The following is a 24,781-nucleotide window of genomic DNA, read 5'->3' as shown; positions in this document are numbered from 1 at the left end:
GCGGCAGAGATGCATTTTCGTGCCATAACCCGAATCGTTGGACTGCTGGTCATACTCTTTTCCGGGACGATGATTCTCCCAGGACTGGTGGCGCTTATCTATCGGGACGGCGCGGGACGGGCATTTACCCAGACCTTCTTTGTCGCGCTGGCGATCGGCTCGCTGCTGTGGTGGCCAAACCGTCGTCAGAAAGGTGAGCTGAAATCTCGCGAAGGATTTCTGATTGTGGTCCTGTTCTGGACGGTGCTGGGAAGCGTTGGTTCGCTGCCCTTCATCTTCTCTGAACAGCCTAACCTGAGCATCACGGATGCCTTTTTTGAATCGTTCTCCGGTTTAACAACCACCGGGGCGACGACGCTGGTGGGGCTGGATTCACTCCCGCACGCCATTCTCTTTTATCGTCAGATGCTGCAGTGGTTCGGGGGGATGGGGATCATCGTCCTGGCAGTGGCTATTCTTCCTATTCTGGGCGTTGGCGGCATGCAGCTTTATCGCGCCGAAATGCCCGGGCCGCTGAAAGATAACAAGATGCGTCCGCGTATTGCCGAGACGGCGAAAACCCTCTGGCTTATCTATGTATTACTGACGGTGGCCTGTGCGCTGGCGCTATGGTTTGCCGGGATGCCGGCTTTCGACGCCATCGGACACAGCTTTGCGACGATTGCTATCGGCGGGTTTTCCACCCACGATGCCAGCGTCGGATACTTCGACAGCCCAACGATTAACACCATCATTGCCATTTTCCTGCTGATTTCAGGCTGTAACTACGGTCTGCACTTCTCTTTACTGAGCGGGCGCAGCCTGAAGGTGTACTGGCGTGACCCAGAGTTCCGCATGTTCATTGGCGTCCAGCTGACGCTGGTGATCATCTGTACCCTGGTGCTGTGGTTCCATAATGTTTACAACTCCGCGCTGACTACGCTAAATCAGGCGTTCTTCCAGGTGGTATCGATGGCGACGACCGCCGGGTTTACCACGGATAGCATCGCGCGCTGGCCGCTGTTCCTGCCGGTGCTGCTGTTATGCTCGGCATTTATCGGGGGCTGTGCGGGGTCTACGGGCGGCGGTCTGAAGGTGATTCGTATTCTGCTGCTGTTTAAGCAGGGGAACCGTGAGCTGAAGCGCCTGGTCCACCCTAACGCGGTTTACAGCATTAAGCTGGGGAACCGCGCGCTGCCGGAACGTATCCTCGAAGCGGTGTGGGGATTCTTCTCGGCGTATGCGCTGGTCTTTATCGTCAGCATGCTGGCGATTATCGCGACGGGGGTGGATGATTTCTCCGCCTTTGCGTCCGTCGTAGCAACATTGAATAACCTCGGGCCCGGCCTGGGCGTTGTGGCGGATAACTTTGCCAGCATGAACCCGGTCGCGAAATGGATCCTCATCGCCAATATGCTGTTTGGTCGTCTTGAGGTCTTTACGCTGCTGGTGCTGTTCACCCCTACATTCTGGCGCGAGTAAGGAGCCGTTGATGAAAACATTGATTCTTTTCTCTACGCGAGACGGGCAAACGCGTGAGATTGCCGCTTATCTGGCGTCGGAATTAAAAGAGCTGGGTATTTACTCTGATGTGGTGAACCTGAACCGTGCGGAGCAGATAGCCTGGCAGGAGTACGATCGCGTGGTAATTGGCGCGTCAATTCGTTACGGGCATTTCCATCCGGCGCTGGATCGCTTTGTGAAAAAGCACACGGCGGTACTCAACAAATTGCCCGGTGCGTTTTACTCGGTCAACCTGGTCGCACGTAAAGCCGAGAAGCGTACGCCACAAACGAACAGCTACACGCGCAAGTTTTTACTCGGCTCGCCGTGGCAGCCAGACCTGTGCGCCGTCTTTGCCGGCGCGCTGCGCTATCCTCGCTACCGCTGGTATGACCGCTTTATGATCCGCCTGATTATGAAGATGACCGGGGGTGAAACCGATACGCGTAAAGAAGTGGTTTATACCGACTGGTCGCAGGTGGCCAGTTTTGCGCGGGAAATCGCACATTTAACGGGCGATTCGCGACATAAATAAGCGTTAAGTTTGAAAAGTGAGCGAACGAAAAGTTTTTTGTATTTTATGCTTGTCACGTCGGAATAACTCCCTATAATGCGCCTCCACTGACACGGAACAACGGCACACACGCCGCCGGGTCAGGAGAGAAAAGCGAAAATAAACGCTTGACTCTGAAGCGGGAAAGCGTAATATGCACACCCCGCGCCGCAGCGAAAAGCGAAGCGGCACTGCTCTTTAACAATTTATCAGACAATCTGTGTGGGCACTCAAAGTGACATGGATTCTTAACGTCCTCGGACGAAAAATGAATACCAAGTCTCTGAGTGAACATGCGTAATTCATTACGAAGTTTAATTCACGAGCATCAAACTTAAATTGAAGAGTTTGATCATGGCTCAGATTGAACGCTGGCGGCAGGCCTAACACATGCAAGTCGAGCGGTAACACAGGGAGCTTGCTCCCGGGTGACGAGCGGCGGACGGGTGAGTAATGTCTGGGAAACTGCCTGATGGAGGGGGATAACTACTGGAAACGGTAGCTAATACCGCATAACGTCGCAAGACCAAAGAGGGGGACCTTCGGGCCTCTTGCCATCAGATGTGCCCAGATGGGATTAGCTAGTAGGTGGGGTAACGGCTCACCTAGGCGACGATCCCTAGCTGGTCTGAGAGGATGACCAGCCACACTGGAACTGAGACACGGTCCAGACTCCTACGGGAGGCAGCAGTGGGGAATATTGCACAATGGGCGCAAGCCTGATGCAGCCATGCCGCGTGTATGAAGAAGGCCTTCGGGTTGTAAAGTACTTTCAGCGGGGAGGAAGGCGATAAGGTTAATAACCTTGTCGATTGACGTTACCCGCAGAAGAAGCACCGGCTAACTCCGTGCCAGCAGCCGCGGTAATACGGAGGGTGCAAGCGTTAATCGGAATTACTGGGCGTAAAGCGCACGCAGGCGGTCTGTCAAGTCGGATGTGAAATCCCCGGGCTCAACCTGGGAACTGCATTCGAAACTGGCAGGCTAGAGTCTTGTAGAGGGGGGTAGAATTCCAGGTGTAGCGGTGAAATGCGTAGAGATCTGGAGGAATACCGGTGGCGAAGGCGGCCCCCTGGACAAAGACTGACGCTCAGGTGCGAAAGCGTGGGGAGCAAACAGGATTAGATACCCTGGTAGTCCACGCCGTAAACGATGTCGACTTGGAGGTTGTGCCCTTGAGGCGTGGCTTCCGGAGCTAACGCGTTAAGTCGACCGCCTGGGGAGTACGGCCGCAAGGTTAAAACTCAAATGAATTGACGGGGGCCCGCACAAGCGGTGGAGCATGTGGTTTAATTCGATGCAACGCGAAGAACCTTACCTACTCTTGACATCCAGAGAACTTAGCAGAGATGCTTTGGTGCCTTCGGGAACTCTGAGACAGGTGCTGCATGGCTGTCGTCAGCTCGTGTTGTGAAATGTTGGGTTAAGTCCCGCAACGAGCGCAACCCTTATCCTTTGTTGCCAGCGGTCCGGCCGGGAACTCAAAGGAGACTGCCAGTGATAAACTGGAGGAAGGTGGGGATGACGTCAAGTCATCATGGCCCTTACGAGTAGGGCTACACACGTGCTACAATGGCGCATACAAAGAGAAGCGACCTCGCGAGAGCAAGCGGACCTCATAAAGTGCGTCGTAGTCCGGATTGGAGTCTGCAACTCGACTCCATGAAGTCGGAATCGCTAGTAATCGTAGATCAGAATGCTACGGTGAATACGTTCCCGGGCCTTGTACACACCGCCCGTCACACCATGGGAGTGGGTTGCAAAAGAAGTAGGTAGCTTAACCTTCGGGAGGGCGCTTACCACTTTGTGATTCATGACTGGGGTGAAGTCGTAACAAGGTAACCGTAGGGGAACCTGCGGTTGGATCACCTCCTTACCTTAAAGAACCTGCCTTTGTAGTGCTCACACAGATTGTCTGATGAAAAACAGCAGTAAAAATCTCTGCAGGCTTGTAGCTCAGGTGGTTAGAGCGCACCCCTGATAAGGGTGAGGTCGGTGGTTCAAGTCCACTCAGGCCTACCAGACTCCTTTTAAAGGATGAGCGGTACAGAGATTGCAAACGATGGGGCTATAGCTCAGCTGGGAGAGCGCCTGCTTTGCACGCAGGAGGTCTGCGGTTCGATCCCGCATAGCTCCACCATCTTTTACTGCGAACCCAAGAAAACTTCAGAGTGAACCTGAAAAGGTGCACTGCGAAGTTTTGCTCTTTAAAAATCTGGATCAAGCTGAAAATTGAAACGACACACATGTTATGTGTGTTCGAGTCTCTCAAATTTTCGCAATCAGAAGTGAAACATCTTCGGGTTGTGAGGTTAAGCGACTAAGCGTACACGGTGGATGCCCTGGCAGTCAGAGGCGATGAAGGACGTGCTAATCTGCGAAAAGCGCCGGCGAGGTGATATGAACCTTTGACCCGGCGATGTCCGAATGGGGAAACCCAGTGCAATTCGTTGCACTATCGTTAACTGAATACATAGGTTAACGAGGCGAACCGGGGGAACTGAAACATCTAAGTACCCCGAGGAAAAGAAATCAACCGAGATTCCCCCAGTAGCGGCGAGCGAACGGGGAGCAGCCCAGAGTCTGAATCAGCTTGTGTGTTAGTGGAAGCGTCTGGAAAGTCGCACGGTACAGGGTGACAGTCCCGTACACGAAAGCACACAGGCTGTGAACTCGAAGAGTAGGGCGGGACACGTGGTATCCTGTCTGAATATGGGGGGACCATCCTCCAAGGCTAAATACTCCTGACTGACCGATAGTGAACCAGTACCGTGAGGGAAAGGCGAAAAGAACCCCGGCGAGGGGAGTGAAAAAGAACCTGAAACCGTGTACGTACAAGCAGTGGGAGCACCTTCGTGGTGTGACTGCGTACCTTTTGTATAATGGGTCAGCGACTTATATTCTGTAGCAAGGTTAACCGTATAGGGGAGCCGAAGGGAAACCGAGTCTTAACTGGGCGTTAAGTTGCAGGGTATAGACCCGAAACCCGGTGATCTAGCCATGGGCAGGTTGAAGGTTGGGTAACACTAACTGGAGGACCGAACCGACTAATGTTGAAAAATTAGCGGATGACTTGTGGCTGGGGGTGAAAGGCCAATCAAACCGGGAGATAGCTGGTTCTCCCCGAAAGCTATTTAGGTAGCGCCTCGTGAACTCATCTTCGGGGGTAGAGCACTGTTTCGGCTAGGGGGCCATCCCGGCTTACCAACCCGATGCAAACTACGAATACCGAAGAATGTTATCACGGGAGACACACGGCGGGTGCTAACGTCCGTCGTGAAGAGGGAAACAACCCAGACCGCCAGCTAAGGTCCCAAAGTCATGGTTAAGTGGGAAACGATGTGGGAAGGCACAGACAGCCAGGATGTTGGCTTAGAAGCAGCCATCATTTAAAGAAAGCGTAATAGCTCACTGGTCGAGTCGGCCTGCGCGGAAGATGTAACGGGGCTAAACCATGCACCGAAGCTGCGGCAGCGACGCTTATGCGTTGTTGGGTAGGGGAGCGTTCTGTAAGCCGTTGAAGGTGGCCTGTGAGGGTTGCTGGAGGTATCAGAAGTGCGAATGCTGACATAAGTAACGATAAAGCGGGTGAAAAGCCCGCTCGCCGGAAGACCAAGGGTTCCTGTCCAACGTTAATCGGGGCAGGGTGAGTCGACCCCTAAGGCGAGGCCGAAAGGCGTAGTCGATGGGAAACAGGTTAATATTCCTGTACTTGGTGTTACTGCGAAGGGGGGACGGAGAAGGCTATGTTAGCCGGGCGACGGTTGTCCCGGTTTAAGCATGTAGGCGGAGGTTCCAGGTAAATCCGGTACCTTTTTAACGCTGAGGTGTGATGACGAGGCACTACGGTGCTGAAGTAACAAATGCCCTGCTTCCAGGAAAAGCCTCTAAGCATCAGGTAACACGAAATCGTACCCCAAACCGACACAGGTGGTCAGGTAGAGAATACCAAGGCGCTTGAGAGAACTCGGGTGAAGGAACTAGGCAAAATGGTGCCGTAACTTCGGGAGAAGGCACGCTGATATGTAGGTGAAGCCCCTGCGGGTGGAGCTGAAATCAGTCGAAGATACCAGCTGGCTGCAACTGTTTATTAAAAACACAGCACTGTGCAAACACGAAAGTGGACGTATACGGTGTGACGCCTGCCCGGTGCCGGAAGGTTAATTGATGGGGTTAGCGGTAACGCGAAGCTCTTGATCGAAGCCCCGGTAAACGGCGGCCGTAACTATAACGGTCCTAAGGTAGCGAAATTCCTTGTCGGGTAAGTTCCGACCTGCACGAATGGCGTAATGATGGCCAGGCTGTCTCCACCCGAGACTCAGTGAAATTGAACTCGCTGTGAAGATGCAGTGTACCCGCGGCAAGACGGAAAGACCCCGTGAACCTTTACTATAGCTTGACACTGAACACTGGTCCTTGATGTGTAGGATAGGTGGGAGGCTTTGAAGCGTGGACGCCAGTCTGCGTGGAGCCGCCCTTGAAATACCACCCTTTAATGGCTGGTGTTCTAACGTAGACCCGTAATCCGGGTTGCGGACAGTGTCTGGTGGGTAGTTTGACTGGGGCGGTCTCCTCCCAAAGAGTAACGGAGGAGCACGAAGGTTAGCTAATCCTGGTCGGACATCAGGAGGTTAGTGCAATGGCATAAGCTAGCTTGACTGCGAGAGTGACGGCTCGAGCAGGTGCGAAAGCAGGTCATAGTGATCCGGTGGTTCTGAATGGAAGGGCCATCGCTCAACGGATAAAAGGTACTCCGGGGATAACAGGCTGATACCGCCCAAGAGTTCATATCGACGGCGGTGTTTGGCACCTCGATGTCGGCTCATCACATCCTGGGGCTGAAGTAGGTCCCAAGGGTATGGCTGTTCGCCATTTAAAGTGGTACGCGAGCTGGGTTTAGAACGTCGTGAGACAGTTCGGTCCCTATCTGCCGTGGGCGCTGGAGAATTGAGGGGGGCTGCTCCTAGTACGAGAGGACCGGAGTGGACGCATCACTGGTGTTCGGGTTGTCATGCCAATGGCACTGCCCGGTAGCTAAATGCGGAAAAGATAAGTGCTGAAAGCATCTAAGCACGAAACTTGCCCCGAGATGAGTTCTCCCTGACCCTTTAAGGGTCCTGAAGGAACGTTGAAGACTACGACGTTGATAGGTCGGGTGTGTAAGCGCAGCGATGCGTTGAGCTAACCGATACTAATGAACCGTGAGGCTTAACCTTACAACGCCGAAGGTGTTTTGGCGAAGAGAGACACGATTTTCAGCCTGATACAGATTAACAGAATTTGCCTGGCGGCTTTAGCGCGGTGGTCCCACCTGACCCCATGCCGAACTCAGAAGTGAAACGCCGTAGCGCCGATGGTAGTGTGGGGTCTCCCCATGTGAGAGTAGGGAACTGCCAGGCATCAATTAAGTGAAGAGGCCATCCGAAAGGATGGCCTTTTTGCGTTTATACGCTGCACAAACTAATCCCCCAACGCCCTGCTTATACGGTAAACTACCTGCGTTTTTGCATCAGGATAGCGTCTATGAACCACTCCCTTAAGCCCTGGAATACCTTTGGCATTCAACGCAATGCCAATCAAATTGTACGTGCCGATACTGCACAGCAACTGCTGGATGCATGGCAAAGCGCAACTGAAAATAACGAACCCGTACTGATTCTGGGCGAAGGAAGTAATGTCCTGTTTCTCGATGATTTTGCGGGAACGGTGATCGTTAACCGCATCATGGGAATTGATGTGGAAGAGCGTGCCGATAGCTGGCACCTGCACGTGGGTGCCGGAGAAAACTGGCATCAGCTGGTGCAATTTACCCTCGAAAAAGGGATGCCGGGCCTGGAAAACCTTGCGCTTATTCCAGGCTGCGCCGGATCGTCACCTATTCAAAACATCGGTGCCTACGGCCTCGAACTGAAACATGTCTGCGAATATGTCGACTGCATCGAACTGGCGACCGGAACGGCAAAGCGTTTAACGGCGGAACAGTGCCGGTTTGGCTATCGTGACAGTATCTTCAAGCATGAATATCAGGATCGCTACGTGATTGTCGCCGTGGGTCTGCGCCTGTCGAAGAACTGGCAGCCGGTGTTGACCTACGGGGATTTAACGCGTCTCGATCCGGCTACCGTAACCGCCCGTGACGTTTTTGATTCCGTTTGCCATATGCGGATGACCAAACTTCCCGATCCAAAAGTAAATGGAAACGCAGGCAGTTTCTTCAAAAACCCGGTTATCAGCAGCGAAAATGCAAAAGTCTTTCTTGAAGGATGGCCAGCCGCGCCACATTACCCTCAGGCGGATGGCAGCGTGAAGCTTGCCGCGGGATGGCTTATCGATCAATGCCAGCTAAAAGGCATTTCAGTAGGCGGTGCTGCCGTTCACCAGCAGCAGGCTCTGGTGCTGATTAATCAATGCGATGCGACCAGCGATGATGTTGTACAGCTGGCTCATTATGTTCGTCAGCGTGTGGGCGAAAAATTTAACGTCTGGCTGGAGCCAGAAGTTCGCTTCATTGGCTGCACAGGTGAAGTTAATGCCGTGGAGGCTATCGCGTGAAGGACAATACCATTCCCTTAACCCTGATTAGCATCCTTGCTGACGGCGAGTTTCATTCTGGCGAGCAGCTGGGTGAACAGCTTGGCATGAGCCGTGCTGCTATCAATAAACATATCCAGACGCTTCGCGACTGGGGTGTTGATGTGTTCACGGTTCCCGGAAAAGGCTACAGCCTGCCGGAGCCGATTCAATTGCTGAATGAAGAAGCGATCCGCAGCCAGATCGGACACGGCAATGTTGCGGTGCTGCCGGTGATTGATTCGACGAACCAGTATCTTCTGGATCGTCTGCCTGAGCTGACATCCGGCGATGCCTGCGTTGCTGAATATCAACAGGCCGGTCGCGGCCGTCGCGGTCGCAAATGGTTTTCGCCATTTGGCGCTAACCTCTATTTGTCCATGTACTGGCGACTCGATCAGGGCCCGGCCGCTGCTATTGGCCTGAGTCTGGTCATCGGCATCGTCATGGCGGAAGTGCTGCACGATTTGGGGGCGGATAAAGTACGTGTTAAGTGGCCTAATGACCTTTACCTCAACGATCGTAAACTTGCCGGTATTCTGGTCGAACTGACGGGAAAAACGGGCGATGCGGCGCAAATCGTCATCGGCGCAGGCCTCAACATGGTGATGCGCAATGTACAAAATGATGTGGTGAATCAGGCCTGGACTAACCTCCAGGAGGCGGGGATCGTCATCGATCGTAACACCCTTGCCGTGCGTATGATTAAAGAGTTGCGCAGTTCACTCACGCTTTTTGAGCAGGAAGGACTGGCATCGTTCCTGTCTCGTTGGGAAAAGCTGGATAACTTTATCAACCGCCCGGTGAAACTGCTGATTGGTGATAAAGAGATCTACGGAATTTCCCGCGGTATTGACGCACAGGGCGCGCTGCTCCTGGAGCAGGATGGCGTGATCAAACCCTGGATGGGCGGTGAGATTTCACTGAGAAGTGCCGAATAACCGGATCGAGTTAATTATGCGAAAACCCGTGTGCGCGACGCTGGCCGTCATGATGAGTCTGCTGTTCTCGCCTCTCTCTCATGCGGATCGGGCCTGGGAGAGTTACAAGGCCCGCTTTTTCAAACCGGAAGGCCGTATTGTTGATACCGGCAATGGCGGCGTATCGCATACGGAAGGTCAGGGTTTTGCCATGCTGATGGCGGTGGCCAACGACGATAAAGCCACGTTCGATAAGCTCTGGCAATGGACAGACAGTCAGCTGAAGAACAAAGAAAATGGTCTGTTTTACTGGCGCTATAATCCCGCAGAGTCCAACCCGGTCGCCGACAAAAACAACGCTGCAGATGGCGACGTGCTGATTGCCTGGGCGTTGCTGAAAGCCGACGCACGCTGGCATGACAAACGCTACAGCGCCGCATCGGATGCAATTACAAAAGCACTGATTGACCACAGCGTGATCCGCTATGCCGGTTACCGCGTGATGCTGCCCGGCGTCCAGGGGTTTAAGCTTGAGGGTGACGTGGTCCTCAATCCTTCCTATTTCGTGTTTCCGGCCTGGCAGGCCTTCTCCAGACGCAGTCATTTGCCGATCTGGCGTGATTTGATTAAGGACGGGAAACGCCTGCTGGGGAAAATGGGCTCGGGTAAAGCGAATCTGCCCACTGACTGGGTTTCACTGGCATCAGGTGGCAAGCTGGCTCCTGCTAAAGGCTGGCCGCCGCGAATGAGCTATGACGCGATTCGTGTTCCGCTGTACGTTGCCTGGTCTGATAAGCAAAGCCCGCTGCTGACGCCGTGGAAGGCCTGGTTCGGACAGTTTCCCCGGGAACAAACTCCCGCCTGGGTTAACGTCACGACCAACGAATATGTGCCCTACATGATGGAAGGCGGCTTGCTGGCTGTACGCGATTTTACGATGGGGCAGTCTTCCGGTGAACCCGAAATTACCTCTAAAGACGACTACTATTCGGCAAGTCTGAAAATGCTGGTGTGGATCGCCCAGCAATAATGTCGAGATTGTCCCTCTCCCCGATGGGGAGAGGGACGTCATACCGTGTTACTGCGGATACGGCACCCAATCCCCGCCGTTCAGGCGAACGTAAGGTTTGTTTTGATACTGAATGACGACCGCGTTAGCGTTCTCTGAGACTTCTGCCGTTTGCGGCAGTTTGCTGGTGAGCTGATCCCAGTTCACGCTATCTTCCACAAACAGCTTCCCGTCAACGGCGCGGGCAACCAGTTCTGAAATCACCAGGTAGCTGGTTGGCTGTGTAATCTCAATCGGTGCGCCCTGATGCGGTGCCTTCATCCCAAAGAATTTAATGCCTGCAGGCACGTTAGTGATGGACGGGCTTGGGATATCACGCAGACCCGAAACCTGCATTCTGTCGCCTTTCAGCGCGCCGCCGTGCTCAGGTACCACAACCACCATCACTTTACGGCCTGATTTTTCCAGCTCCGTGAAGAACGCGTCCAGCTCGTCGAAGAACTTCTGCGCACGCACTTTATAATCAGCCGTTTTGCTCACGCCCGGGAAATGGTTACCGTCGTGGAGCGGCAGGGTGTTAAAGAACGTCGCGCTGCGCGGATTGCTGTCTTTTTCGATGGTCTGCAGCCAGCGCTGCAGGACGGCGGTATCGTCATAAACGGGCGAACCGTCGAAGCCCAGCAGAGAGACGGGAAGACCGGTTTGATCCATCAGCGGTGCCTGCATGCCGCCCTGTTCGCGCACCTCTTTCAGGAAGTTACCGAACTGGCCGTTATGCCCCAGCATCAGATGCTGCGTAAAGCCCAGTTTTGCGAGGTTATCGAACAGATAACACTGGTTGCCGGCGGGTTGATACAGGTTTTTATGCGATGTCTGGCCGCAGCTTGCACGCAGCAGGCGGATCGCCGCCGGGCCGCTGTACAAGGTGGCAGAGTTGAAATCTTTAAACTGAATGTCGAAGTGTGACCACAGCGGATGAGACATCAAACCGGCGGCGTCCACGTCGGCCCAGGAGAGAGAGCAGATGTTGATCACCAGCAGTTCAAACGGCTGAGCATCTGCCGGCAGCGCATCCGGGAATTTAGTTTGTCGCTTGTCTTCCGCGGTATAGAAACTGGAGAGCCAGGCGTTCAGGTTGGTAGAGGTCGGCGGCGCGGTCTGGGTTGGGATATCGCCCACCACAGGTGTATCGCCTGCCGTTGTGACGGTTGCCGCCGCGCTTCCCCCGGTGGTGGTTACCGTGGTGGTCGGTTGACCTGCAGGCCACAGCGAAAAGTTGGGCCCAGCCAGCGTCAGCACGTTAAGCCAGATCATAATCGCGACGACAAACACCGTAACGCGGATCCACTGTGACAGGAACAGCCAGGCAACCAGCAGCACAAATACCGCGCCAATCATCTGCCAGTTAATAAAGCGCTCGGTCAGGTCAAGGATATAGTCTGCACTGAAGCCCGCCACCTGCGACCCCTGGCTCATAATGCTGTCCGGCCCCGGTAGCCAGGTATCATGCCAGAACAGCGCAAAGCCGGCAGGTACAGCGACCCAGTGGCGTAAGCGATGCAGCCTGATATTCGGCAGCGGCATCAGCAGGAAGGCCATAAACACGAGGTTGAGAAGGGGATGGAAATTCAGATAGCCTGCCCACAGCAGACCAAACTTCACCAGAAAGTAGAAGTTCCAGCCGGAAAGGCCGCGCCAGTACTGCCAGAGCGGCGAGGGTGACGAAGCGGTATAGGTAGAATTAGTCATGTTTTCGGTCTGCCTTGACGTGTGATGCCCGTGTCAGTGTTCCGGCTGGTTTTACATAGCGAGGTTTTATAAACAGCACTCTGGCCGTATCACGGATACGGCGTATGGAATGGCGCGCGTAGTAGCCAAGCGGGAAAAAGATCAGCGCACAGAATATAACCAGTTGAATGATATCGCTGATATTCATGATGATGCGTTCTCCGCGTTGTCTGTTAATAAGCGAAGGGGTTCCGGAATTCGACGCCAGACGTGTCCATCATGTCTGGCATTGAGGATCGGTTTGGCATCGCTCGTGATAGCGAGCGGTTTGGCCCATTGTTCAGGCTGGAGCGCACGCATCTGCACCAGCTCCGCGCTAATCGTATTATCTTCGAACCAAATCATACGGTTCGAGAAAATATCCCCGGTAGGTAGAGGGAAGATGTGGTTAAGCGCCGTATCGAGATCGTTTACCCGGCAGAAGGACAAAAACAACACCAGGCGATTGTCGCCAATGGTCATGATGTCCCCTGTACGGTTCGGGCGACATAGGGTGAGAGCCTGTTCAACGCGAATACCCGGTACAGGACGCAGGGCAACCATGACCCCTTTTCCGTCTGCAGGAAGAAGCGTGTTGTTCATCATGTTGCCCACGGCGTCGCAGAAGGTATCCCATTTTTGGTACCCACGCAGCTTCATCGGCTGCGTCATGGAGAGCAGCGTGGAAATATCTTCCGGTACGTGGCGGCTAAACTGCTGGCCCTGAACGCTTTCGATAAGCGTCAGGCAACGGGACAACGGCGCATTCCAGGGAATAACCATATTGGCGCCGCAGCCCAGAAGCAGGCGCTCATCGGTGGCGCGCAGGCTGGTATTATTTTCGCGCACGATGATTTTCAACGCACTTCCGCGCTGGCGGCGTAAGGTGTGGATTTGTCGTGCCAGCGTCTCAATCTGGTTATTCTGCATCAGCGAGAAAATAAGGGTTGCCGCCTGGGTTGTGCGGGCTTCATGGAAAAGGGCTTCGTTAGAATCAAACAATGTCCAGTTTTCCGACAGGGCGGGCGCCCCCTCTAAAACAGCGATATGGCTAAGAATGCGTTTTTCGTCACTGCGCGGCTGCACCACGGTTTCTTCCTGCTGCGCCAGGTGCCACTCGCCCTCGATATGTTTCAGCGTAAGCTGTTGCCTGGCGCTCACGCCTTTTTCATTACACCAGAATGCAATATCGTAAAGATAGCTGCCCACCTGGTCGCGCACGCTTGCCAGACCGAACAGGGAGCGATATTCGGCCATTAAAAGTGAGAACAGCTTGTCATTATTACTGCCGGGATTGACGACCAGAAGCGTGCAATTTTGAAATTTTGCCCATTTATTGATTTTTTCCAGCCACGACAGCAGTTTTTCCGCAGGTATATTTTGCAGAACGTTATTTGCACATTTAAGGATCACTAAATAGTGATCCGGGTCAATAGAGCACTGAACGTCGCGGGTCAAAAAGTATAGACTATCGGCTTCCGATGTCATGGAAAATAATCGCACCGTCTGGGGGCCGCGGTCACTTTCAAGCGTGATAATGTTCTTCGGCTCTTCGCCCATGCTAATGACGGCCACGCGGGAATCCTTATCCTGAGCAGCAATTGTCTGGTTTACCAGACTGATAGCATCTTCATTACGGTCCGTATTAATCCACCAGACTCCTCCGACTGGCATGTGGCTCAATTCGTCCCATAATGACTGGATGCCAATAGAAAATATGGAGTCCACGGTGTCCCTCTTTTCGTCTAATTTATCTGTATCTCAGTTTACTAGCGAAAGCGTAGAAATAAACCTAACATTGAAATTAAAGAACATCAGATTTAGCATGTAAATGAAATTTGTCAGGGCAGGAAGCCCCGCAACTTCTTTAGCGTGCGATTTTCCTTAAAAGGGATGGAAAAAGAATGGATAATAACGAACCTGGAACCCCAGTCGACTCGACTCTGGGTTACACATTCCAAAACGATTTTCTGGCGCTGACGCAGGCCTTTTCTTTACCTGAAATAGATTACACCGATATTTCCCAGCGGGAACAGTTGGCCGCGGCTATTAAACGCTGGCCGTTATTAGCTGAATTCGCCCATCAACAATAAGGGAGCCATTGATGGCCATACTCGGATTACAGGGTGTCCGTGGCGGTGTGGGTACCACATCAGTTACCGCGGCGCTGGCGTGGTCATTACAACTTTTAGGTGAATCGGTGCTGGTTATTGACGCCTGCGCCGATAATTTGTTGCGTATGTCGTTTAACGTCGACTTTTCTCGCGAAGAGGGCTGGGCCCGCGCGCTGCTTGATGATAAAAACTGGCAGGATGCAGGGATGCGCTATACCTCCCAGCTCGATCTGCTGCCGTTTGGTCAACTGACCACCACGGAACGCGAGAATGAAGCCGCGTATCAGCGCCTGTTTTCGCAGTTCACGCTTGCGCTGCAAACCCTGAAAGAAAAGGGGCACTACAAGTGGATCCTGCTGGATCTTCCGCACGGCGCCGGCACGCTGACCCGACAGCTTATCGCCCAGTGCGATCATATACTTTCCATCGTCAACGTCGATGCGAACTGCCATATCCGCCTGCATCAGCAGGGGCTGCCTCAGAACGCTCACCTTCTGATAAACGATTTGCGCATTGGCAGCCAGATCCAGGACGATCTGTATCAGGTGTGGCTGCAAAGCCAGCGCCGTCTGCTTCCTATTGTCATTCATCGTGATGAGGGAATGGCGGAATGCCTTGCGTCTAAGCAACCGCTTGGCGAGTACCGCAGCGATTCACTGGCTGCAGAAGAGATTCTGACGCTGGCTAACTGGTGTCTGCTGAACTTCGCCAACCGGGCGGAGCATGCAGGGAGTGATGTATGAGTCGTCTCGCCAGCTGGTTACTCATCCCGCCGGTGAGTTCGCGTTTGAGCGAACATTACCGGCATTTCCGCCGGCACGGTGCTTCGGCATTTAGCGCCGCGCTCGGTTGTTTTTGGATGATTCTGGCCTGGATGTTTATTCCACTCGAACACCCGCGCTGGCAGCGCATACGTGCCCGGCACAGTGAGCTATATCCGCACATCAATCCCAACCGGCCGCGTCCTTTAGATCCAGCACGTTATCTCATTCAGGCTATCTGGCTGGTGGTCACGTCATCCCGCTCAGAGAAAATAACGCCGCACTGGCGCAGCTTCTCCCGCGTCCAGCAGTTACGTGAGCGCTACCACCAGTGGCTGGACAGACTGCCCAACAGCGTAAGCGATAAGACCAGCCATCTGGATAATCATAAAGAGCTCGGGCATCTTCACCCGGGCCTGCGGCGTTTTATCCTCGGCGTGATCGTCGTGTTCTCGCTCATTCTGGCGCTGGTCTGTATTACGCAACCTTTCAACCCTCTGGCGCAGTTCACCTTCCTGATCCTGCTGTGGGGCGTGGCGCTGCTGGTCCGCCGTATTCCGGGCCGCTTCTCGGCGCTGATGCTGATCGTGTTGTCGCTGACCGTCTCCTGTCGCTACATCTGGTGGCGCTATACCTCAACCCTGAACTGGGACGACCCGGTCAGCCTGGTATGCGGTCTGGTGCTACTGTTTGCCGAAACCTACGCCTGGATCGTGCTGGTGCTGGGCTATTTCCAGGTCATTTGGCCGCTCAACCGCCAGCCCGTTCCTCTGCCAAAAGACACCGCGCAGTGGCCGTCTGTTGATCTCTTTGTACCGACCTACAACGAAGATTTGAGCGTGGTGAAAAACACCATTTATGCCGCGCTGGGCATCGACTGGCCGAAAGACAAGCTCAAGGTCTGGATCCTGGATGACGGCAACCGTCCGGCGTTCCGCCAGTTCGCGGAGGAGGTCGGCGTCGAATACATCGCCCGTCCGACGCATGAACACGCTAAGGCAGGGAACATCAACAACGCGTTGAAGTATGCTACCGGGGAGTTTGTCTCGATCTTTGACTGCGACCACGTGCCGACGCGCTCGTTCCTGCAGATGACCATGGGCTGGTTCCTGAAGGAGAAAGAGCTGGCGATGATGCAGACGCCGCACCACTTCTTCTCCCCGGACCCGTTTGAACGTAACCTTGGCCGTTTCCGTAAGACCCCGAACGAAGGCACGCTGTTCTATGGCCTGGTGCAGGACGGAAACGACATGTGGGACGCCACCTTCTTCTGCGGCTCGTGTGCGGTTATCCGCCGTAAGCCGCTGGATGAAATTGGCGGTATCGCCGTCGAAACGGTCACTGAAGATGCGCACACCTCTTTGCGCCTGCACCGTCGTGGCTATACCTCGGCGTATATGCGTATTCCGCAGGCTGCCGGTCTGGCAACGGAGTCTCTGTCGGCGCACATTGGTCAGCGTATTCGCTGGGCGCGCGGCATGGTGCAGATTTTCCGTCTCGATAACCCACTGATTGGGAAAGGGCTCAAGCTGGCGCAACGTCTCTGCTACGTCAACGCCATGTTCCACTTCTTATCCGGTATCCCGCGGCTGATCTTCCTGACCGCGCCGCTGGCGTTCCTGCTCCTTCACGCTTATATCATTTACGCCCCGGCGCTGATGATTGCGCTGTTTGTTCTGCCGCATATGATCCACGCGAGCCTGACGAACTCGAAGATACAGGGTAAATACCGCCACTCCTTCTGGAGTGAAATCTACGAAACGGTGCTGGCCTGGTACATCGCGCCGCCGACGATGGTGGCGCTGATTAACCCGCACAAAGGGAAATTTAACGTCACCGCCAAGGGCGGCCTGGTGGAAGAAGAGTACGTCGACTGGGTGATCTCCCGGCCGTATATCTTCCTGGTGCTGCTGAATATCGTTGGCGTCATCGCCGGTATCTGGCGTTACTTCTACGGCCCGGAAAACGAAATCCTGACCGTATTCGTGAGTATGGCCTGGGTCTTCTACAACCTGATTATCCTCGGCGGCGCGGTGGCGGTGTCGGTGGAGAGCAAACAGGTTCGTCGCGCGCATCGCGTGGAAATCTGCATGCCTGCGGCGATCGCCCGTGAAGATGGCCATCTCTTCTCCTGTACCGTGCACGACTTCTCTGACGGTGGTCTGGGGATCAAAATCAACGGCCAGGCGAAGGTGCTGGAAGGCCAGAAAGTTAACCTGCTGCTTAAGCGCGGCCAGCAGGAGTATGTCTTCCCGACGCAGGTTGTGCGCGTGGCGGGCAATGAAGTCGGCCTGCAGCTGATGCCGTTGACCAAAAAGCAACATATCGATTTTGTGCAGTGTACGTTTGCCCGCGCGGACACGTGGGCTCTCTGGCAGGACAGCTTCCCGGAAGATAAACCTCTGGAAAGCCTGCTGGATATTCTGAAGCTGGGGTTCCGTGGCTATCGTCACCTTGCAGAATTTGCCCCGTCGTCGGTGAAATTAATTTTCCGGTCACTTACTTCGCTGGTTTCCTGGGTCGTGTCGTTCATTCCTCGTCGTCCTGAGCGGGATGAGGCGAAGCAGGCGGACCCGGTTATGGCTCAACAATGATGATAACGCGATGAAAACAAAACTTTCCTGGTTATGTGCAGTGGCAATGGGGATGAATGTCCTCCCCGCAACAATGGCTAACGCAGCCCCGGGTAACGCAGCGGCAACGCCTGCGCCAACGGTACCTGTCGTCGCGCAAGCAACCGATCCGGTTGTCACCGCGGCACCTGGTCAAACAGAAAATATCATGCCGAACCAGCCAATGGAGGGGAACACCCTGCCGGCAGACGGCCAGGTCATAGGGCAGGTAATGCCGGGCGTCCGGGGGGCGAATGCGCCCGTCGTCGCGGACAACGCGCCGTCGCGGGACGTGAAGCTGACCTTCGCGCAAATTGCGCCGCCTCCGGGCAGCATGGTGCTGCGCGGCATCAACCCTAACGGCGGCATTGAGTTTGGCATGCGCAGCGATGAGGTCGTCTCTAATGCGGTGCTGAACCTGGAATACACGCCGTCACCGTCGCTGCTGCCGACGCAGTCTCAGCTGAAGGTTTACCTGAATGACGAGCTGATGGACGTTCTGCCGGTCACGAAAGAGCAGCTGGGCAAGAAAACCCAGGCTCAGGTGCCGATCAACCCGCTGTTCATCACCGACTTTAACCGCATCCGCCTGGAGTTTGTCGGCCACTACCGCGATGTCTGCGAAAATCCGGCCAGCAACACGCTGTGGATGGATGTCGGGCGTAACTCCTCGCTGCAGATGACCTACCAGTCGCTGGCGCTGAAAAACGATCTCTCGGCATTCCCGGTTCCGTTCTTCGATCCGCGTGATAACCGTCCGCTCACGCTGCCGATGGTGTTTGCATCGTCCCCGGACGTGACCGAGCAGCTGGCGGCCACCATTGTGGCGTCCTGGTTTGGTTCACGTGCGGGCTGGCGTGGTCAGAGCTTCCCGGCGATGTATGACAAACTGCCGGACAGAAATGCGATTGTGTTTGCGACCAACGCCAAACGCCCGGCCTTCCTGCGCGATCATCCGGACGTTAAAGCGCCGACCGTTGAGATGATTAGCCACCCGGAAAACCCGTACGTGAAGCTGCTGGTGGTCTTTGGCCGTGATGATAAAGATCTGGTGCAGGCAGCAAAAGCCATTGCCCAGGGTAACGTCCTTTTCCGCGGCAACAGCGTTGTAGTGGATGAGGTCAAACCGCTGCTGGCGCGTAAACCTTATGATGCGCCAAACTGGGTGCGTACCGACCGTGCGGTGACATTTGGCGAGCTGAAAACTTATGAAGAACAGCTGCAGGCGACGGGGCTTGAGCCTGCGCCGATTAGCCTGTCACTGAATCTGCCGCCGGATCTGTATCTGCTGCGTACCAACGGCATTGATATCAATCTGAACTACCGTTATACCGCGCCGGCGACCAAAGACAGCTCGCGCATGGATATCAGCCTGAACAACCAGTTCCTGCAATCGTTCAGCCTGCAAAGCACGCAGGATACTAACCGCCTGATGCTTCGCCTGCCGGTGTTGCAGGGGCTGCTGGACGGTAAAACGGATGTCTCCATTCCGGCACTGAAGCTTGGCGCGATAAACCAGCTGCGCTTTGACTTCCAGTACATGAACCCGACGCCTGGCGGTTCGGTGGAAAACTGCATCACCTTCCAGCCCGTACAGAACCACGTCGTGATTGGCGATGAGTCGACCATCGACTTCTCGAAGTACTATCACTTCCTGGCGATGCCGGACCTGCGCGCCTTTGCTAACGCGGGCTTCCCGTTCAGCCGCATGGCCGATCTCTCTGAGTCCATCGTTGTGATGCCAAAAGCGCCGAGCGAAGGGCAGGTCACGACCCTGCTGGATACCATGGCGACCGTTGGGGGACAGACGGGATTACCGGCGATTAACGTCACGTTGACGGACGATGGCAGCCAGATCCAGAACAAAGACGCTGATATCATGGTGATCGGTACCATTCCGGATAAGCTGAAGGATGACAAACGTATCGACCTGCTGGTGAAAGCGGCCCAGTCCTGGGTTAACACGCCGCTGCGTCAGACCGAGTTCCCGAGCATTATGCCGGATATGAACGACCGTCAGGCCAGCGCGCAGACGACGGTAACGTCTCAGGGGGCAATGGCCGCAGTGGTGGGCTTCCAGTCACCTTACAACGAACAGCGTAGCGTGGTGGCTCTTCTGGCGGACAGCCCGCGCGGGTATGAACTGCTCAATACGGCCATGAACGACAGCGGTAAACGTGCCGCGATGTTTGGCTCCGTGTCGGTGATCCGTGAGTCCGGCGTCAATAGCCTGCGCGTGGGCGACGTGTACTACGTGGGCCATCTGCCGTGGTTCGAACGCCTGTGGTATGCGCTGGCTAACCATCCGGTTCTGCTCGCTATCCTGGCGGCGGTCAGCGTGGTCCTGCTGGCATGGGTGCTGTGGCGTCTGCTGCGAATCATCAGCCGTCGTCGTCTGAACCCGGATGAGTAAGATGTGATGAAAGCCTTTCGCTGGTGTGTATTAGCAGCAGTGATGCTGGCGGCGCTTCCTCTTCGCGCCGCCTGTACCTGGCCTGCCTGGGAGCAGTTTAAAAAGGATTACATCAGTGAGGGCGGGCGTGTCGTTGATCCCAGCGACACGCGCAAAATTACGACCTCGGAAGGGCAAAGCTACGCCCTGTTCTTTGCCCTGGCGGCGAACGATCGCAGCGCGTTTGACCAGCTGCTGACCTGGACGCGCGATAATCTTGCCGGCGGCAATCTCAACGACCATCTGCCCGCCTGGCTATGGGGCCAGAAAGATAAAGAGACGTGGGCGGTGATTGATACCAACTCCGCCTCAGACGCCGATGTCTGGATCGCCTGGTCACTGCTCGAAGCGGGCCGGTTGTGGAAACATCCGGACTATACCCGCACGGGTAAGGCGCTGCTGAAACGCATTGTCAGCGAGGAAGTGGTGAAAGTGCCGGGGCTCGGCGCAATGCTGCTTCCCGGTAAAGTCGGCTTTGCCGATGAAAACGTCTGGCGTTTTAACCCCAGCTATCTTCCTCCGCAGCTAGCGAGTTATTTCACGCGCTTTGGTCCCCCGTGGACCCAGCTTCGTGAAACCAATCAGCGTCTGCTGCTGGAGAGCGCGCCGAAAGGGTTTTCGCCGGACTGGGTTCAGTATCAGAAAAACAAAGGCTGGCGGTTACAGCAGGATAAATCGCTGGTGGGCGGCTACGACGCCATCCGCGTTTATCTCTGGGTGGGGATGATGAGTGATAAAGATCCTCAGAAAGCCCGGCTGCTGACGCGCTTCCAGCCGATGGCGGCAAAGACAATGAAACGGGGTGTGCCGCCGGAGAAAGTGGATGTGGCGACGGGTAAACGCACCGGGAATGGTCCGGTCGGGTTCTCTGCCGCCATGCTGCCGTTTTTACAACAACGTGATGCCCAGGCGGTTCAGCGCCAGCGCGTTGCGGACCATTTTCCCGATAATAATGCCTATTACAGCTACGTGCTGACTCTCTTTGGGCAAGGATGGGATCAGCATCGTTTTCGCTTCACCGCAAAAGGTGAATTAATACCGGATTGGGGCCAGGAATGCGCAAGTTCACAATAAATCTACTCACTTTATCGCTTGGCCTGGCGCTTATGCCGTGGGCCCAGGCCGCCAACTCTCCGCAGCAGAAACAGCTGCTGGAACAGGTTCGGCTGGGCGAATCGACGCAGCGTGAGGATTTGGTTCGTCAGTCGCTTTATCGTCTGGAGCTGATTGACCCGAACAATCCTGACGTCATTGCCGCACGCTTTCGCTACCTGCTGCGCCAGGGCGATAACGCCGGTGCGCAAAAAGAGCTGGATCGTCTGAAAGGGATCGCCCCGGGTTCGAGTGCGTACCAGTCCTCACGCAACACCATGCTGCTTTCTACTCCGGATGGCCGCCAGCAGCTCCAGCAGGCGCGATTGCTCGCCACCACGGGACACACGCAGGAGGCGATTGCAGCTTATGACAAGCTGTTTGACGGCAACCCGCCGGGCGGCGACGTGGCGACGGAATACTGGAACGTCGTAGCGAAAGACCCCGCTCGCCGGAATGCAGCCATTAGCCAGCTCAAGAAAATAAATACCAGCAGCCCCGGAAATACGCAGCTGCAGGCAACGCTGTCCCAGCTTTTGTTCCAGAGCGGACGCCGTGATGAAGGCTTTGCGGTATTGCAGGAGATGGCTAAATCGACCAATGGGCGCAGCCAGGCGTCTGATATGTGGTATGACCAAATCAAAGGCCAGCCTGCCAGCAGCGCCAGCGTCAGCGCGCTGCAAAAATACCTGAGCGTATTCAGTGACGGGGATAGCGTCGCGGCGGCGCGTGCCCAGCTCGAAGAACAGCAAAAACAGCTCGCTGACCCGGCGTTCCGCGCGAAAGCGGAAGGGCTGGCGGCGGTGGATGCCGGGCAGGGGAGTAAGGCGGTCGCGGAACTGCAAAAAGCCGTCAGCGCCAACCATGCCGACAGTGAAGCGGTGGGTGCCCTCGGCCAGGCTTATTCCCAGAAAGGCGACCGCGCTCGCGCGGTGGCGCAGTTTGAAAAGGCGATTGCCCTCGATCCCCAGAGCGATAACCGGGGTAAATGGGACAGTTTGCTCAAGGTTAACCGTTACTGGCTGCTGATCCAGCAGGGCGATGCTGCCCTGAAGGCGAATAACCCTGCGCAGGCGGAGCGTTACTATCAGCAGGCGCGCAGTATCGACAATACCGACAGTTATGCCGTGCTGGGGCTGGGCGATGCCGCCGCGGCGCGTAAAGATAACGACGCGGCGGAGCGTTACTATCGCCAGGCGCTGCGTATGGACAGCGGCAACAGCAATGCGGTCCGCGGCCTGGCCAATATTTATCGCGCGCAGTCCCCGGAGAAGGCCTCGCAGTTTATCCAGTCTCTCTCCGCCAGCCAGCGCCGGAGCATTGATGATATTGAACGCAGCCTGACCAACGAGCAGCTCTCCGCTCAGGCCGAACAGCTGGAGAATCAGGGGAAATACGCCCAGGCGGCAGAAATCCAGCGTCGTCGTCTGGCGCTCTCTCTCGGCGACGTGTGGATAACCTATCGTCTCTCGCGCGATCTCTACAGCGCGGGTCAGCGCAGCCAGGCGGATACCCTGATGCGTCAGCTTGCCAGCCAGAAACCGTCCGACCCGGATCAGGTGTACGCCAACGGGCTCTATCTTTCCGGCAACGATCAGGACCGCGCCGCGCTGGCGCATCTGGGCACGCTGCCGCGCAGCCAGTGGAACGGCAATATTCAGGAGCTTGCCGACCGTCTGCAAAGCAACCAGGTGCTGGAAACCGCCAACCGTCTGCGCGACAGCGGCAAAGAGCAGGATGCGGAAAACCTTCTGCGTCAGCAGCCGACCTCCACCCGCATCGACCTGACGCTGGCGGATTGGGCGCAGCAGCGTGGCGATCTGGCGTCGGCGAAAACGACGTACAGCGCTGTCCTGCAGCGTGAACCGCAGAACGAAGATGCGATCCTCGGCCTGACCGAGATTTATAGCGCGCAGGGTGACAAAGACGCAGCGCGCGCGGAACTGGCGAAACTTCCCGCCGCGCAAAACGGCCAGCCGCTGTCGCTCAACATGCAGCGCCGGATCGCGATGGCGCAGGCAGGTCTGGGCGATTCCGCTGCCGCAGAACAGACCTTCAACAACATCATTCCGCAGGCTAAATCGCAGCCCGGCTCCATGGAAAACGCGCTGGTGTTACGTGATGCCGCGCGTTTCCAGGCGCAAAACGGTCAGCCTCAGCAGGCGCTGGAAACCTATAAAGACGCGATGGTGTCGTCCGGCGTCACGACGACCCGTCCGGCCGACAACGACAGCTTCACCCGGCTGACGCGAAATGATGAAAAAGACGACTGGCTGAAGCGCGGCGTGCGCAGTGATGCCGGTGACTTGTACCGTCAGCAGGATGTTAACGTCACGCTGCAGCACGATTACTGGGGCTCCAGCGGCACGGGCGGTTATTCGGACCTGAAAGCGCACACCACCATGCTGCAGGTGGATGCCCCGTTGTCTGACGGGCGCATGTTCTTCAGAAGCGATCTGGTCAACATGGACGCCGGTTCATTTGATAACAATAACGGGACTTACGATCCAAAATGGGGGACCTGCTACGAAACGCCGTGTAGCGGCAACACCCATCAGTCCGACAATGGCGCAAGCGTTGCCGTCGGCTGGCAGAATAAAACCTGGGCGATGGATATTGGCACTACGCCAATGGGCTTTGACGTCGTCGACGTGGTGGGCGGTATCAGCTACAGCAGCGATCTGGGCCCCATCGGCTATACCGTTAACGCCCATCGCCGCCCAATCTCCAGCTCCCTGCTGGCGTTCGCCGGGCAAAAAGATACTAACACCGGCACCACCTGGGGCGGCGTACGTGCCACCGGTGGCGGCGTAAGCATGAGCTATGACAAAGGGGAAGCGAACGGCGTCTGGTCAAGCCTGAACGCGGAAACGCTGACGGGTAAAAATGTGGAAGATAACTGGCGCGTCCGCTGGATGACGGGTTACTACTACAAGCTCATTAATAAAAACAATGAGCGCCTGACGGTCGGCGTTTCCAATATGCTCTGGCACTACGACAAAGACCTGAGCGGTTATACCCTGGGTCAGGGCGGCTACTACAGCCCGCAGGAGTATGTCTCCTTCGCACTGCCGGTAACCTGGCGTAAACGCACGGAGAACTGGTCCTGGGAGCTGGGTGGCTCGGTCTCCTGGTCTCATTCCAAAACCAAAGACGAGCTGCGCTACCCGATTCAGAATCTGATCCCGACCGATGAGCCAGACCGCTATACCGACCGGGGCGCGATGGAAACCGGCAGCAGCTCCTCAGGCACGGGTTATACCGCGCGGGCCATTATCGAACGCCGCGTCACGTCCAACTGGTTTGTGGGCATGGGCGTGGATATTCAGGAGGCGAAAGACTATACCCCAAGCCATGCGCTGATCTATGTGCGTTACTCTGCTGCAGGCTGGCAGGGCGATATGGACTTACCGCCGCAGCCGCTCATCCCTTACGCGGACTGGTAATCG

14 protein-coding genes, 2 tRNA genes and 3 rRNA genes are annotated in these 24,781 nt (G+C 55.7%); 16 read left to right on the top strand and 3 right to left on the bottom strand.

Annotation, left to right across the window (positions count from 1 at the left end; genetic code table 11):
* Positions 1 to 9: 9 nt before the first annotated feature.
* The 10 genes from trkH to F0320_RS20555 all read left to right on the top strand — a co-directional run bounded on the left by trkH (position 10) and on the right by F0320_RS20555 (position 10,555).
* Positions 10 to 1,461: a Trk system potassium transporter TrkH gene (gene trkH, locus F0320_RS20600; protein ID WP_047652239.1), complete on the top strand. Its 1,452-nt coding sequence runs from the start codon at positions 10 to 12 to the stop codon at positions 1,459 to 1,461.
* Positions 1,462 to 1,471: 10 nt separating this feature from the next.
* Positions 1,472 to 2,017 carry a menaquinone-dependent protoporphyrinogen IX dehydrogenase gene (gene hemG / locus F0320_RS20595; RefSeq protein ID WP_032662851.1) on the top strand — a complete coding sequence of 182 codons (546 nt, stop codon included), beginning with the start codon at positions 1,472 to 1,474 and terminating at the stop codon, positions 2,015 to 2,017.
* A gap of 354 nt (positions 2,018 to 2,371) precedes the next feature.
* Positions 2,372 to 3,911 (top strand): 16S ribosomal RNA (locus F0320_RS20590).
* A gap of 69 nt (positions 3,912 to 3,980) precedes the next feature.
* Positions 3,981 to 4,057, top strand: a tRNA-Ile gene (locus F0320_RS20585).
* Positions 4,058 to 4,099: 42 nt separating this feature from the next.
* Positions 4,100 to 4,175 (top strand) — tRNA-Ala (locus F0320_RS20580).
* 170 nt (positions 4,176 to 4,345) lie between these two features.
* Positions 4,346 to 7,251, top strand: a 23S ribosomal RNA gene (locus F0320_RS20575).
* A 67-nt stretch (positions 7,252 to 7,318) separates the two neighbouring features.
* A 5S ribosomal RNA gene (rrf, locus tag F0320_RS20570) occupies positions 7,319 to 7,434 on the top strand.
* Together the 16S, 23S and 5S rRNA genes with 2 tRNA genes alongside form the textbook arrangement of a ribosomal RNA operon.
* Positions 7,435 to 7,558: 124 nt before the next feature.
* Positions 7,559 to 8,587 carry a UDP-N-acetylmuramate dehydrogenase gene (murB, locus tag F0320_RS20565; protein WP_126330552.1) on the top strand — a complete coding sequence of 343 codons (1,029 nt, stop codon included), beginning with the start codon at positions 7,559 to 7,561 and terminating at the stop codon, positions 8,585 to 8,587.
* Complete coding sequence (birA, locus tag F0320_RS20560; RefSeq protein WP_126330554.1) at positions 8,584 to 9,546, top strand: bifunctional biotin--[acetyl-CoA-carboxylase] ligase/biotin operon repressor BirA; 963 nt, start codon at positions 8,584 to 8,586, stop codon at positions 9,544 to 9,546. Before murB ends, birA begins: the two co-directional genes overlap by 4 nt.
* Before the next feature lie 16 nt (positions 9,547 to 9,562).
* On the top strand, positions 9,563 to 10,555 hold the full coding sequence (locus tag F0320_RS20555; protein WP_149323923.1) for a glycosyl hydrolase family 8: 993 nt from the start codon (positions 9,563 to 9,565) through the stop codon (positions 10,553 to 10,555).
* Between the two features lie 48 nt (positions 10,556 to 10,603).
* Here the strand turns inward: F0320_RS20555 and bcsG are convergent, their stop codons facing one another.
* From bcsG to bcsE, 3 genes are read right to left on the bottom strand one after another with little or no spacing between them, the layout of a single operon-like run.
* The gene (bcsG, locus tag F0320_RS20550; protein ID WP_149323924.1) at positions 10,604 to 12,283 is read right to left on the bottom strand and encodes a cellulose biosynthesis protein BcsG; all 1,680 of its coding nucleotides are present in this window, start codon (positions 12,281 to 12,283) and stop codon (positions 10,604 to 10,606) included.
* Positions 12,276 to 12,473, bottom strand: a complete 198-nt coding sequence (bcsF, locus tag F0320_RS20545) for a cellulose biosynthesis protein BcsF (protein WP_024908822.1) — start codon at positions 12,471 to 12,473, stop codon at positions 12,276 to 12,278. Before bcsF ends, bcsG begins: the two co-directional genes overlap by 8 nt.
* On the bottom strand, positions 12,467 to 14,029 hold the full coding sequence (gene bcsE, locus F0320_RS20540) for a cellulose biosynthesis c-di-GMP-binding protein BcsE (RefSeq protein ID WP_126330559.1): 1,563 nt from the start codon (positions 14,027 to 14,029) through the stop codon (positions 12,467 to 12,469). Before bcsE ends, bcsF begins: the two co-directional genes overlap by 7 nt.
* 176 nt (positions 14,030 to 14,205) lie before the next feature.
* Here bcsE and bcsR point away from each other — a divergent pair, with 176 nt between their 5' ends.
* Genes bcsR through bcsC form a run of 6 tightly spaced genes read left to right on the top strand, consistent with a single transcriptional unit; the run spans position 14,206 to position 24,778 of the window.
* Complete coding sequence (gene bcsR, locus F0320_RS20535) at positions 14,206 to 14,394, top strand: cellulose biosynthesis protein BcsR (RefSeq protein ID WP_008503237.1); 189 nt, start codon at positions 14,206 to 14,208, stop codon at positions 14,392 to 14,394.
* 11 nt (positions 14,395 to 14,405) lie between these two features.
* Positions 14,406 to 15,158: a cellulose biosynthesis protein BcsQ gene (bcsQ, locus tag F0320_RS20530; protein ID WP_047652955.1), complete on the top strand. Its 753-nt coding sequence runs from the start codon at positions 14,406 to 14,408 to the stop codon at positions 15,156 to 15,158.
* On the top strand, positions 15,155 to 17,770 hold the full coding sequence (gene bcsA / locus F0320_RS20525) for a UDP-forming cellulose synthase catalytic subunit (protein WP_029740462.1): 2,616 nt from the start codon (positions 15,155 to 15,157) through the stop codon (positions 17,768 to 17,770). The genes bcsQ and bcsA overlap by 4 nt, the downstream gene beginning before the upstream one ends.
* A gap of 10 nt (positions 17,771 to 17,780) precedes the next feature.
* Positions 17,781 to 20,201, top strand: coding sequence for a cellulose biosynthesis cyclic di-GMP-binding regulatory protein BcsB (gene bcsB, locus F0320_RS20520; protein ID WP_126330561.1), 2,421 nt, complete (start codon positions 17,781 to 17,783; stop codon positions 20,199 to 20,201).
* Positions 20,202 to 20,207: 6 nt separating this feature from the next.
* The gene (gene bcsZ, locus F0320_RS20515; protein ID WP_126330684.1) at positions 20,208 to 21,314 is read left to right on the top strand and encodes a cellulose synthase complex periplasmic endoglucanase BcsZ; all 1,107 of its coding nucleotides are present in this window, start codon (positions 20,208 to 20,210) and stop codon (positions 21,312 to 21,314) included.
* Positions 21,296 to 24,778 (top strand): cellulose synthase complex outer membrane protein BcsC, encoded by a 3,483-nt coding sequence (gene bcsC / locus F0320_RS20510; RefSeq protein ID WP_126330563.1) that lies wholly within the window; start codon positions 21,296 to 21,298, stop codon positions 24,776 to 24,778. The genes bcsZ and bcsC overlap by 19 nt, the downstream gene beginning before the upstream one ends.
* Positions 24,779 to 24,781 lie beyond the last annotated feature (3 nt).

The organism is Enterobacter dykesii (assembly GCF_008364625.2).
Classification (GTDB): domain Bacteria; phylum Pseudomonadota; class Gammaproteobacteria; order Enterobacterales; family Enterobacteriaceae; genus Enterobacter; species Enterobacter dykesii.
This window is presented reverse-complemented; position numbering and strand designations above follow the sequence as displayed.

Excerpts from the sequence above, each read along its gene's own strand:
- hemG (WP_032662851.1), top strand. The coding sequence starts at position 1,472 with ATGAAAACATTGATTCTTTTCTCTACGCGAGACGGGCAAACGCGTGAG.
- F0320_RS20555 (WP_149323923.1), top strand. The coding sequence starts at position 9,563 with ATGCGAAAACCCGTGTGCGCGACGCTGGCCGTCATGATGAGTCTGCTG.
- bcsA (WP_029740462.1), top strand. The coding sequence starts at position 15,155 with ATGAGTCGTCTCGCCAGCTGGTTACTCATCCCGCCGGTGAGTTCGCGT.
- bcsG (WP_149323924.1), bottom strand. The coding sequence starts at position 12,283 with ATGACTAATTCTACCTATACCGCTTCGTCACCCTCGCCGCTCTGGCAG.
- bcsR (WP_008503237.1), top strand. The coding sequence starts at position 14,206 with ATGGATAATAACGAACCTGGAACCCCAGTCGACTCGACTCTGGGTTAC.
- bcsB (WP_126330561.1), top strand. The coding sequence starts at position 17,781 with ATGAAAACAAAACTTTCCTGGTTATGTGCAGTGGCAATGGGGATGAAT.
- trkH (WP_047652239.1), top strand. The coding sequence starts at position 10 with ATGCATTTTCGTGCCATAACCCGAATCGTTGGACTGCTGGTCATACTC.
- bcsZ (WP_126330684.1), top strand. The coding sequence starts at position 20,208 with ATGAAAGCCTTTCGCTGGTGTGTATTAGCAGCAGTGATGCTGGCGGCG.
- bcsQ (WP_047652955.1), top strand. The coding sequence starts at position 14,406 with ATGGCCATACTCGGATTACAGGGTGTCCGTGGCGGTGTGGGTACCACA.
- bcsC (WP_126330563.1), top strand. The coding sequence starts at position 21,296 with ATGCGCAAGTTCACAATAAATCTACTCACTTTATCGCTTGGCCTGGCG.
- murB (WP_126330552.1), top strand. The coding sequence starts at position 7,559 with ATGAACCACTCCCTTAAGCCCTGGAATACCTTTGGCATTCAACGCAAT.